We start from the raw sequence: 12,752 nt of genomic DNA, 5'->3' as shown, positions 1-12,752 counted from the left end.
TACAATGCCACTAAATTATATATCTGTGTTACATGATAGTGCAATTGTATTTACAAATCAATTCATCTATTAAAAGTTCTTCTTCATTGGTCAGAAGCTTCTTCAAATCTAACAAGGCAATTATTTGATTGTCTATCTCTCCAATACCACTTACAAAATAATCTGAATATTCAAGAGTAACCCTTGGTGCATGTGATATTTGATTTTTTTCTAAACCTATTATCTCCTCAACTTTATCAACTACAAATCCCACTACTAAATTTTCCAGTTCAACTATTACTATATATACATAATCTATAGTATTTAAATTATTTTTCTTTAGTCTCAAATGCATATCTATTATTGGGATAATCTTTCCCCTCAAATTTATTATTCCTTTTGAATAGGTCGGGAGTTCTGGAATAAATATGATTTCCTGATTCCCAACAATCTCTATGACTTTTTCAAGTTCAATACCAAAGTTCTGTTCATCCACCTTAAATTTTAGGTACTTAATCCCCTCATCTACTAACTCATAACCTAAATATGGGTCATCTGGAAATCTCATTTAATACCTCCCCCTTAAATATATTCTAAATAAAAATATATCTATATTTTCTTTTTTCCTTTATTTATTGAATCTACAATTAAATCGCCTGTCTCAGTATAAAAGCGTATTGTTCTTCCATAATTCATTCCTGTATCCTCTGCTATTATAGGAATGTTTAAGCTTAAAAGAGTTTTTTTTACTGCTTCAACATTCCTATACCCTATGCTTGCAATTGATGAATTACTATTTCCTAAAAACATCTGAGCTCCTCCAGCTATTTTTGCTTTTATATATGTCCTATTTGCACCTCTATGCTCCATAAACTTAATAAGTTCATTTATTCCTGTGTCAGCAAATTTATATTTATTTTCAATGTTAATAGCATCTTTACTATATGGCAACATAACATGTAACATTCCACCAATTCCAGCTATTTTATCTATCAAACATACCCCTACACAAGAACCAAGTGCATAAGTAACCAAAACATTTGGCTTATACACTATTTTCATATCTGCAATATTTACTACTACCTCTCTACTCATACTACTAATCCCAATCTTACTAATATTTCTTTAAGCGAGTCCATTTCTGGAATCATCAATATATGGCTAATAAAATAATTATCGCTATTTTTAAATTTATTTTCTATAAATAAAATTTTGTCCCCAACATCTGAAAATCTTATCATAGGGACATTTAACACAGCTCCAACCATATCAATACACATATCTGGAACTGAAATACTTATGTTCATATTTAGCATAGATGCAATAGCATTTACATAAGAACTTGCCATAATATTTCCTATTTCTTTTATTGCGGAAATTTCAATACCTGTAATTTCATCTAAGAAGGCTTCATCTTTATTAAAAAGAGAGTTAAGCATAAGTTGAGTGATTGATTCATCCAACAAAAACATAAACATCCCATTAATATCGCCTTTCATATCAAGTAAAATGCATACGACCTTATTTTCTGGACCTCCAAGTAAATTTGTAGCTTCATTATATTCAAGTATCTTGACCATAGGTATTAATACTTCTATCTTACTATTTATCATGGATGCAAGTGCAGTAATTGCATTCCCAGAGCCTATATTACCAATTTCTCTAAGAGCATCTATATGAACATCATCAAGTTGTGAATAATTTATAATATAAACCCCTCCCTCTATTGTTACATTTATGTATTTTTATTATATAAAGGTGTATTTACAGCCTTTATTTTAAGGCATTATTTACAACTTTAATCAATGTTTCTGTTTTAAATGGTTTTACTATAAAATCTAGTGCTCCAAGCTTTATAGCTTCCACAATCATATTTTCTTGCCCTATTGCAGAACACATCACAACTTTAGCATTTGAATCCAAGATTTTTATTTCCTTTAATACCTCTAGGCCATCTTTTTTAGGCATTGTAATATCAAGTAGTATCAAATCAGGCTTTTCATCTTTAAACATATTATAAGCTTCTTCTCCATCACTTGCTTCTACTAAATTATCGTAGCCACTTTTACTCAGAGCTTCTTTAATCATCATTCTCATAAAAATAGCATCATCTACTATTAAAATTTTATTTTCCATAAAACTAACTCCTCCACACTTGTAACAATAAATGCTATTATTTTTCAGTCATTGTCTATACTTACTGACTTATTTTCCCTACATAATGAATACATTTCATCTATAAATAAAAGTAAATATTCATACTATATTATATTCAACTTTATTAATACAGTTTATCGATTAAAAAACTTATATCTCTATTGTAATATATGTTTTGCATTTTGACGAGTTATTAAAAACATAATCACATAAAAACGTAAGAATTTGTCAAAAAACCCATTATATAGAAATATGGTAAATTGAAAATATTTGTATAATATACATCTATTATCGGCCGAACTATAATTAAATTTATAGCCTATTATAATTAATAAATTCTTACATATTTCTAAAGGAGGATTTAAATTATGAACAAAATATTGATTATAGATGATGATAGGAAACTTCATAAACTACTCAAAAATTGTATAATTAAAGAAAATATAATATTATCACTTTTAAAGATAAAATAAAAATTGGGAGTGTATAATACACTCCCTCATGATTATCAACTTATTTATCCCTATAATAAGTTTTATCTATTAAAATTTATCAATGAATTTATTTTATTCCAATGTAAATATGAACTTCTTGCTTATTCATATCATATGTATTATTTTGATATTCCTCAAAATCACTTATATAAGTTCTATCAAAATCCATTTTCCAAAACTCAAACCAGAATTCTCCTACTGACTTTTGTATATCTCCTGTTATAGTGAATTTTGCATATTTACCGCCTGGTATAACCTTACTCACAATAAGCTCTCCACAAATATTTTTTTCATTAAATTCACTTAGATTGTTGTCCTTACCATCTTCACTATTTACTTCACAACATGCTACAAAGTTATATGGATTTGTAAAATCACCTTGATAGTCTGTATATAAACCTATTGTTTTATCATTTTTTTTACCTTTTATAACATTATAGATACCTTTTCCCATAAAGTTTTTCCATAATTCACCTATGTCTTTTACTGCTTGTCCATTGTTATTTGTAGTTTCTTTTGATACACCTACAACTATTTTTTCACTTATCTGTACTATTTCATAATCCATACTTTATACCTCACTTTAGCTTTATTAATTACTTTTGATTACATGTTTCTTTAGTTTAATTATAATTTATAAAATACGACATCTATATGTCATATATTTTAATATAATTAAATTTAGTAATAGTAACTTATGAGGAATACATATTAAGCATCTCTCTCAACCTATTTATTACATTATCTCTAATAAATTTAGGTTCAAGTACTTCAACACTCTCTCCAAAAGATAAGATATATCCATAAATCCACTCTCCAACTGGGAATTCTGCAATTACATCATATGTATTATCTTCATTTTTAGTTATTAAATCATTGTTAAAATCATCAAAAACTCTATAGAGCATCTTTTCTTTAAATCTTAGCCTTAGAGTTACAGTATTTTCTTTAATTATTTTGGAGTCATCTAAGTATACCTCTTCAATCATCTTTCTTGAAAATATGTCTTCTTTTACTACTAATTTTTTCATTCTACTGATTCTAAATATTCTAAAATCGTCCTTTAATTTGCAAAACCCATACAAATACCAAGTCTTACTTTTATACATTAGTTTCATAGGCTCAACAGTTCTATTTGTTTGACTTGAAAAACTATTTACATAATCAAAATTTATAGTGTTGCGCCTTAAAATAGCATTTTTTATTTTTGTAAATTTATCATCCTCATTAAAATTACTTCCCCATTCAGTAAAATCTATTTCAATCCAGTTTGCAAAATTACTTTCTCCAAATATTGAACCAATTTTATCTACTACTGAATTTATCTCTGGATACTTTGTTGCTTGCAATGTTTGAAGTGCTATTATTAGACTCTCCTTATCTTCCTTTGACAGTATAGTTTTGTCTATAGAATATTCTTCTATTAAAGATATTCCTCCTCCTTTGCCTTTAGTCATATATACTGGTACACCTGACATAGACAGAGTTTCTATATCTCTATATATAGTTCTTGTAGAAACTTCAAACCTCTCAGCCAAGGCTTTAGCAGTAACTAATTTTTTATTTAATAGTATTACTATTATTTCTGTTAATCTATTTATTTTCATCTATTATCACCTACTAAAATTTTTATATTTATCTTTAATTTTCTATAAATTAACCATAGAGCTTTCATGCATTTATTAAGTTGATTTTTTCCATTGCTTTAAATTTTATAATTTATTAATTGAATCATAGATAAGCAAGTAACAAAAAATAAAATTAGCTAGTAATTATTGAAAGATTTTTGGATAATCATGTCATATTATGTTCTATTATTATCAAATCAAAAAAGCATAAAAATTTAAGTATGTTTGTATGATATAAATTGATTTATAAAAAATATTTTTTATATCTATAAAATAAATGTTTATATTATTTTCTAATTAGGAATTGAATATTATAAATACTATAGCACTGATGGAAAATAATGTATACTTCAATAAAACAATTATGGGGTATACATTATAGAAATTGTATAGTTTATATTATTTTACTCTTATTACATTATCATTTGGGCAAAATTTATACACAACATTTATTGACTAAAAGTTTATAAAGGTAAAAATGCAATTATAAATATTAATTACTAGATGAGGGGAGTGTCATTAAATGAAAAAAGAGATGTTAGCTATGATTTTGGCAGGGGGGCAAGGTTCAAGACTTGGAGTTTTCACAAAGAGGATTGCAAAACCAGCCGTATCATTTGGAGGAAAGTACAGAATTATTGACTTTGTTTTAAGTAATTGTTCAAATTCTGGTATAGATACTGTAGGTGTTTTAACTCAATATAGACCATTGATATTAAATTCTCATATAGGAATGGGAAGTCATTGGGATTTAGACAGAATAAATGGTGGAGTATATGTATTACAACCATTTATGAATGAAAAAGAGGGAAATTGGTATAATGGTACAGCACATGCTATATACCAGAACATGGATTTTGTAGATACCTATAATCCAGAATACGTATTAATATTATCTGGTGACCATATATATAAGATGGATTATAGTAAAATGTTGAAATTTCATAAAGAAAAAGGCTCAAAGGCTACGATTGCAGTAATTGAAGTACCTTGGGATGAAGCTTCTAGATTTGGCATAATGAATACAAATGAAGATTCAAGCATATACGAATTTGAAGAAAAGCCTGGTGAACCTAAAAGTAATCTGGCATCTATGGGAGTATACATATTTGATTGGAAAATGTTGAGAAGTTATTTTAAAGAAGCAGAAAAAAATCCAGATATAAATTATGATGACTTTGGAAAGAATTTAATACCTAAAATGTTAGAGGATAATGTTGGAATGTATGCATATCCATTTAAGGGATATTGGAGAGACGTAGGAACTATACAAAGTTTATGGGATGCAAATATGGATATAATTAAATCTCCAGAAACACTGGATTTATCAGACCCTAAATGGAAGATATATACAAATACAATGGCAATGCCACCTCAATATATAGGCAAAAGTGCAAATGTTCATAGATCAATGATAGCTGATGGTTGTAGAATTTTAGGAGAAGTAGGAAACTCTGTATTATCACATGGAGTTGTTGTTGGAAAAGGAAGTAAAGTAATTGATTCAGTAATCATGCCAAATGTTGTAATAGGAGAAAATGTAACTATAGAAAAAGCTATGATAGGCGAATGTGCAACTATAAATGATAATGTTCAGATAAAAAATGTAAATAATGAGATAAATGTAGTTTCTGAATATGAAAATATAGAGCCTAGATGCGTATTAATAGAAGGAGGTCTTTAAGATGAGAAATGAATGTTTAGGCATAATAAATTTAAACAAAAAAGGAGACCCTGCAATAAATAAACTTAATTATGGAAGACCGATAGCTTCTACACCAATAGCTGGAAGATATAGAATAATTGACTTTGCTCTATCTAATATGATAAATTCAGGAATCACAAAAGTTGGAATATTTGCAAAAGAAAAGTATAGATCACTTACAGACCATATAGGTAGTGGAAAAGATTGGGATTTAAGTAGAAAAAAGGGTGGTTTATCAATTTTTAGCCCAGAAAATACTAAGTATAGAAATACTTACTCACATAGAGAAGGAGATATATACACAATACTAGCTAATCTTGATTATATAGAGAAAAGTGAAGAAGAATATATTTTAATAGCTCCAAGTTATATGTTATGCAACTTAGATTATTCTCAGGCTTTGGAATACCATAAAAAATCTCATAATGATATAACTATGATATATAAAAATGTAAACAATGCAAATAAAGATTTTGCTGGTAATCTGACTTTAAACTTAGATAGTAATAACAGAGTAATAAATGTCGGAAATAATTTAGGAAAATTCCCTAGAGCAAACATATGTATGGAAACATATATAATGAAACGTGAAGATTTTGTAGAATGTATATATAATATTGTAAATAAAGGAAACTATTGTTATTTAGAAGAGTTCATTGTTGAAGAAGCAGAAAACATGAAAGTAGGAGCTTATGAGTATACAGGATATTTGAAATGTGTAAACTCTGTTGAATCATACTTTCAAATGAGTAAAGATTTATTAGAAATAGAAGTGGCTGATGAATTATTGTATTCTGAAAGAAAAATATTTACTAAAGAAAAGAATGAGTCACCTACAATTTACACTGATAGTGCAAAGGTAGAAAATAGTTTTATAGCATCAGGTTGCTTAATAGAAGGCACTGTAAAAGATAGCATTATATTTAGAAAAGTTAATGTTGAAAAAGGAACAGTTATAGAAAACTCAATAGTAATGCAAAATTGTGTAATAAAGTCAAATGCAAAACTATATAATGCAATATTAGATAAAAATACAAGTGTATCAAAAGGAAAAGAGTTAAAAGGAGATGAAAAATATCCTATTGTGGTAGAAAAGAATACGAATATATAAAAATATTTTTTAGAAGGGGGAATAGCTAGTGAAGGTTTTTTATGTAACAGCAGAGTGTTGGCCCTTTGCTAAAACTGGAGGATTAGGAGATGTATCTTATGCATTGCCTAAAGAATTAAAAAAAGAAGGTGTAGATGTAAGGGTAATAATGCCTAAATATTCAACTATACCAAGTTATTTAAAAGATCAATTAAAAGAAATAGCTGTGTTTAGCGTACGTGTTGGATGGAGAAATCAATATTGTGGTCTTTTAGAAATGGAACTGGATGGTGTTAAATTTTATTTTATAGACAATGAATTTTATTTTAGAAGAGAAGACGAGAGAAAGAGTATTTATGGATATGGAGATGATGCAGAAAGATATACATTCTTTACAGATGCTGTCTTAGAAGCTATAAGTAGAATTGACTTTTATCCAGATGTAATACATATAAATGATTGGCACACAGGTATGTTGCCATTAATTTTAAAAGAGAGATATGCAACCCTTGAGGGGTATAAAAATATAAAAACTATGTATACTATACATAATCTACAATATCAAGGTGTATTTGACAAGTATGTCTTAGATGATATATTAGATTTACCTGAAAAATATTTTGATAATGGAGATATAGAGTATTATGGTTCAATAAATTTTATGAAAGCTGGAATAAATTTTGCAGATAAAGTTATAACTGTTAGTCCTACCTATGTAAATGAGATACAAACATCTTTTTATGGAGAACAATTAGATGGTTTGCTTAGAAAGGAATCAGGAAAATTAAAAGGGATATTAAATGGCATAGATTATGATTTGAATAACCCTGAGAAAGATAAGGATATATTTGTAAATTACGATGTAAATTCTATAGAGAAAAAATTAGAAAATAAATTAAGATTACAAGATATATTAGGACTAAAAAAAGATTCATCTATTCCATTAATAGGAATAGTTTCAAGACTAGTTTCTCAAAAAGGATTCGATTTAATAGCCTATATGATGCCTGAGCTTATGAGGGAAGATTTACAAATTGTCATTTTAGGAACTGGGGAACATCAATATCAATCAATGTTTAATTATTACGATTCTAATTTTTCAGATAAAGTATCTGCTAGAATTACATTTAATGCATCATTGGCTCAACAAATTTATGCTGGAAGTGATATATTCTTGATGCCATCACTATTTGAACCTTGTGGTATAGGTCAAATGCTAGCTATGAGATATGGCTCTTTACCAGTAGTTAGAGAAACTGGAGGACTTAAAGATACTGTAATACCTTATAATCAATTTACTGGAGAAGGTAATGGATTTAGTTTTAAAAATTACAATGCTCATGAGATGTTTTTCTGTTTGAAAAATGCAATTAAGGTTTTTAAAAATAAAGAAAAATGGATGAAACTAGTTGAAAATGCAATGAATACTGATAATAGTTGGAAAAAATCAGCTAAGGAGTATATAGAAACATATAGAGACATATGTGATTAAAGGAGTGGTTTTTTTGGTAACAATAAGCAAAAAGAAATTCAAGCAAAAATTTGAAGTGAAAATGTATAGCTTATATGCACAGTCTATCAAGGAAGCTACTGATGAACAATTGTTAAATGTACTATGTAGTCTACTGAAAGATGAAATAGCAAAAAAATGGGTTGCTACGAAATTAGATAAGAAAAAAGAGGTTTATTATTTTAGTTTAGAGTTTTTAATAGGAAGACAATTAAAATCTAATTTACTAAATTTAAATATTGAAGAAGAAGTTAGAGAGGGATTACTAGAATTAGGAATTAACTTAGATGATTTAATCAAAGCTGAGGTAGACCCAGCCATAGGGAATGGTGGTTTGGGAAGATTAGCAGCATGTTTTTTAGATTCTATGGCATCCTTGAATATAAGTGGTCAAGGATATGGAATTAGATATAAATACGGTTTATTTGAACAAAAATTTGTAAACGGTTATCAGGTCGAAGTGCCTGATAACTGGCTTACAGAAGGACGTTATGCATGGGAGACTGTAAGACCAAATGAAGCAACAATGGTGAAGTTTGGTGGAGAAGTAGAGTTGATTAAGGAAGGAATACATTTAAAAGTAGTCCATAAAAACTATCTTCCTGTAATGGCAATGCCTTATGATATACCAATAATCGGATACCAAAATCAATGTATCAATACTTTAAGATTATTTAAAAGTGAGATACCAAAAAGAGACTTTGGAGAACTTACTTCAAATGCTCTAAATTATTCAGGAAGTTATGAAGAGGCTTTAAAACACAAGTATTATACTGAAGAAATTTCACAGGTGTTGTATCCTGATGATTCAAATTATGCAGGAAAATTATTGAGACTGAAGCAAGAGTATTTCTTTGTCAGTGCAGGTGTACAAGATATAATAAGGAAGTATAAAAAGAATAAACTAAACATCAGTAATTTATTTGATAAGGTAGCAATTCATATAAATGATACACATCCTACCTTATGTATACCAGAACTTATGAGAATTCTACTTGATGAAGAGGGATTATCTTGGGATGAAGCATGGCAGATAACTAAAAAAACAGTATCTTATACTAATCATACTATAATGTCAGAAGCAATGGAAAAGTGGCCTGTAAGTATGATAAAAGAGCTATTACCAAGAATTTATATGATAATAGAAGAAATAAATAGAAGATATGTAGAAGAATTAAACAATAAAGGATATGACCAAGATAAAATAAGGAGAATGAGTATAATAGACTGGGACAACATAAATATGGCAAATTTATGTATTGTAACAAGTCACAGTGTAAATGGAGTTGCTAAGCTTCATACTCAAATTCTTGAAACAGAAGTTTTAAAAGATTTTTATCAAGACGAACCAAATAAATTTAACAATAAAACTAATGGAATTGCACATAGACGATGGCTTATAAGTTCAAATCCTCAACTTAGCAATTTAATAACAGATTTAATTGGTGACTCATGGAAAACAGATACTTTACAGCTAAAGAATATTGAAAAATTTAAAAATGATTCTTCTGTTTTAAAAAGACTTGATGATATAAAATACAATAATAAAGTAAATTTATCAAATTTTATAAATGATAAATACGATTTAAATATTGACCCGAGTTCTATATTTGATGTTCAGGTTAAGAGGCTGCATGCTTACAAAAGGCAACTATTGAATATCTTTAATGTACTCCATATGTATCATGAATTACTTGATAATCCTAATTTAAATATTGACCCAAGAACTTTTATATTTGGGGCAAAAGCCGCACCAGGATATTATTTAGCCAAATGTATAATTAAATTTATAAATTCAGTTGCAAGCACTATAAATAATGATGTTAGAGTAAAGGACAAGTTAAAAGTAGTGTTTATAGAGAATTATGGTGTATCATTAGCAGAGATAATAATACCAGCAGCAAATGTGAGTGAACAAATTTCAACAACAACAAAAGAAGCATCAGGAACAAGTAATATGAAATTTATGATGAATGGTGCTATAACTTTAGCCACATTAGATGGTGCAAATGTAGAAATATGTGAACAAGTAGGAAAAGAAAATATGTTTTTATTTGGACTTAGTGCAGAGCAAGTACTGAATTACAATAAGTTTGGTGGATATTCTTCACTTGATTTGTATCATTCTAACATGGATATAAAAAGGGTAGTAGATGATTTAATAAATGGATTTATTCCTAACCTAGGAGAAGAAGGTAGAAGTATTTATAATTCACTTACCACTTACAATGATGAGTACTTTGTATTGAGGGATTTTGAAAATTATGGTCAAGCTCAGGCAAATATAAACAAACTATATCGTGATAAAGAAAAATGGAATACAATGTCTTTGGTTAATATAGCTAATTCAGGATTTTTTTCTTCTGATAGAACAATTTCTGAATATGCAAAAGACATTTGGTTTAAAAGGGTGTGATTATAAATGCAAAATATAATAGAATATAATTCTTGGGATAAAAATTTTAAGGCTCCGTTTGGAGCTTTAAAATTTGATGAAGAATTGATAATTAATGTTAAAGTAAATGAAGGATATAATGTTGAGTCTATTTCCCTAGAAATAAACAAAGAAGATGAAACAAAGACAATAATTTTAAATGAAGAATTAAACAATAATACACTTGGAAAGTATTTTTACTGTAAGGTTGAAAAATTTGATATAACAGGTGTTTATTTCTATTATTTTAAGGTGATTGCTGAAATAGATGGTGAGAAAAAGACTCTATTCTATGGAAAGAATAGAGAAAATGGATACTCTTGTGAATATAATTATAATGATATCAATAAATATCAAATTACTGTTTATAAAGATTTTAAAGTGCCAACATGGTACAAAGAAGGAGTACTTTATCACATATTTGTAGATAGATTTAACAATGGAAATCGTAATGGGAAGGTTGATAATCCTAAAAAAAACAGCTTTATATATGGTAATTGGGAAGATATACCCATGTACATAAAAGATAGTAGAGGGGATATTATAAGATGGGATTTTCATGGTGGAAATTTAAGGGGAATAATTAATAAACTTGGGTATCTAAAAAAATTAGGAGTGAGTATACTATATCTAAGTCCTATATTTGAAGCCTCTAGTAATCATAAGTATGACACAGGAAATTATAAAAAGATTGACCCTATGTTTGGAGATGAAGATACATTCAAAGAATTAATTGATAAAGCAAAAGAAAAAGATATATCAATAGTACTTGATGGTGTTTTTAGTCATACTGGAGCCGATAGTAAGTATTTTAATATGTATGGAAATTATGATAGTTTAGGTGCATATCAATCAAAAGAATCACCATATTATTCATGGTATATGTTTGAAGAATTTCCTCATAAATATAAAAGTTGGTGGGATATAAAGACCTTGCCAAATACAAATGAATTAGAAAAAAGCTATATGGATTATATCATATATGACAAGGATAGTGTCATAAACAAATGGATGAATATGGGTATTAAAGGATGGAGATTGGATGTTGCAGATGAACTGCCAACTGAGTTTATAAGAGAGCTGAAAAAGGAATTAAAAGAAGCTGATAATGACTCGATACTTATAGGGGAAGTATGGGAAGACGCCTCAAATAAGATTAGTTATGGTCAAAGAAGAAGCTATTTATTAGGTGAAGAATTAGATTCTGTTATGGGATATCCATTTAGAAATAATATGTTTTCTTTTTTAAAAGGAGAAATTAATTCATATGAACTTAGCAATAAATATATACAAATTAAAGAAAATTATCCAAAAGAATCATTTAAGTCTAATTTAAATTTAATTGGAACACACGATGTTACAAGAGCTAAAACTGAATTAAATAATGATATAGATTTGATGAAACTTGCTGTAGCCACACAAATGACATTTGAAGGAGTACCATATATATACTATGGAGATGAGGCAGGTCTTTGTGGAGATGTAGACCCAGACAATAGAAGAACATATCCATGGAAAAATGAAGATGAAGATATGTTAAATTTTTATAAAAATATTATAAAAATCAGAAATAAAAATAAAATTTTAAGTTCTGGAGAAACAGAATTTATATATACTAAAAATGATAATGTGTTTGCATTTATAAGATTTAATGAAGATAATGATAGGATACTAATTTTAATAAACAGAAGTAACAATCCCGAAAATATATCATTAAATATAGAAGGTAGCTTTATAGAGGAAATACCTATAAAG

Annotated in this window: 11 protein-coding genes; 5 read left to right on the top strand and 6 right to left on the bottom strand. The window is 27.9% G+C overall.

Annotated elements, in window-relative coordinates:
• Positions 1-28 precede the first annotated feature (28 nt).
• The 6 genes from KGF50_RS00055 to KGF50_RS00030 form a co-directional block, all read right to left on the bottom strand.
• Positions 29-547 carry a chemotaxis protein CheW gene (locus KGF50_RS00055; protein ID WP_227846258.1) on the bottom strand — a complete coding sequence of 173 codons (519 nt, stop codon included), beginning with the start codon at positions 545-547 and terminating at the stop codon, positions 29-31.
• A 41-nt stretch (positions 548-588) separates the two neighbouring features.
• Entirely contained in the window at positions 589-1,074 is a 486-nt protein-coding gene (locus KGF50_RS00050) for a chemotaxis protein CheD (protein ID WP_227846257.1), read from the bottom strand.
• Positions 1,071-1,655, bottom strand: coding sequence for a chemotaxis protein CheC (locus tag KGF50_RS22490; RefSeq protein WP_227846325.1), 585 nt, complete (start codon positions 1,653-1,655; stop codon positions 1,071-1,073). The genes KGF50_RS00050 and KGF50_RS22490 overlap by 4 nt, the downstream gene beginning before the upstream one ends.
• A 97-nt stretch (positions 1,656-1,752) precedes the next feature.
• On the bottom strand, positions 1,753-2,115 hold the full coding sequence (locus KGF50_RS00040; RefSeq protein ID WP_227846256.1) for a response regulator: 363 nt from the start codon (positions 2,113-2,115) through the stop codon (positions 1,753-1,755).
• A gap of 582 nt (positions 2,116-2,697) precedes the next feature.
• Complete coding sequence (locus tag KGF50_RS00035) at positions 2,698-3,198, bottom strand: GyrI-like domain-containing protein (protein WP_227846255.1); 501 nt, start codon at positions 3,196-3,198, stop codon at positions 2,698-2,700.
• Positions 3,199-3,325: 127 nt separating this feature from the next.
• Positions 3,326-4,237, bottom strand: a complete 912-nt coding sequence (locus KGF50_RS00030) for a helix-turn-helix transcriptional regulator (RefSeq protein ID WP_227846254.1) — start codon at positions 4,235-4,237, stop codon at positions 3,326-3,328.
• 544 nt (positions 4,238-4,781) lie between these two features.
• On the opposite strand from KGF50_RS00030, the gene KGF50_RS00025 reads away from it, so the two are divergent.
• From KGF50_RS00025 to KGF50_RS00005, 5 genes are all read left to right on the top strand, one after another.
• Complete coding sequence (locus tag KGF50_RS00025; RefSeq protein WP_227846253.1) at positions 4,782-5,942, top strand: glucose-1-phosphate adenylyltransferase; 1,161 nt, start codon at positions 4,782-4,784, stop codon at positions 5,940-5,942.
• A 1-nt stretch (position 5,943) separates the two neighbouring features.
• Positions 5,944-7,074, top strand: a complete 1,131-nt coding sequence (glgD, locus tag KGF50_RS00020; protein WP_227846252.1) for a glucose-1-phosphate adenylyltransferase subunit GlgD — start codon at positions 5,944-5,946, stop codon at positions 7,072-7,074.
• Positions 7,075-7,102: 28 nt separating this feature from the next.
• Positions 7,103-8,545 carry a glycogen synthase GlgA gene (glgA, locus tag KGF50_RS00015; RefSeq protein WP_227846251.1) on the top strand — a complete coding sequence of 481 codons (1,443 nt, stop codon included), beginning with the start codon at positions 7,103-7,105 and terminating at the stop codon, positions 8,543-8,545.
• Positions 8,546-8,558: 13 nt separating this feature from the next.
• A complete protein-coding gene (locus KGF50_RS00010; protein ID WP_227846250.1) occupies positions 8,559-10,979 on the top strand; it encodes a glycogen/starch/alpha-glucan phosphorylase in 2,421 nt (806 codons plus the stop codon).
• A 6-nt stretch (positions 10,980-10,985) separates the two neighbouring features.
• On the top strand, positions 10,986-12,752 hold a 1,767-nt coding region (locus tag KGF50_RS00005; RefSeq protein ID WP_227846249.1), incomplete at its 3' end, for a glycoside hydrolase family 13 protein.

The organism is Clostridioides sp. ZZV15-6598 (assembly GCF_020657705.1).
Classification (GTDB): Bacteria; Bacillota; Clostridia; order Peptostreptococcales; family Peptostreptococcaceae; genus Clostridioides; species Clostridioides difficile_F.
This window is presented reverse-complemented; position numbering and strand designations above follow the sequence as displayed.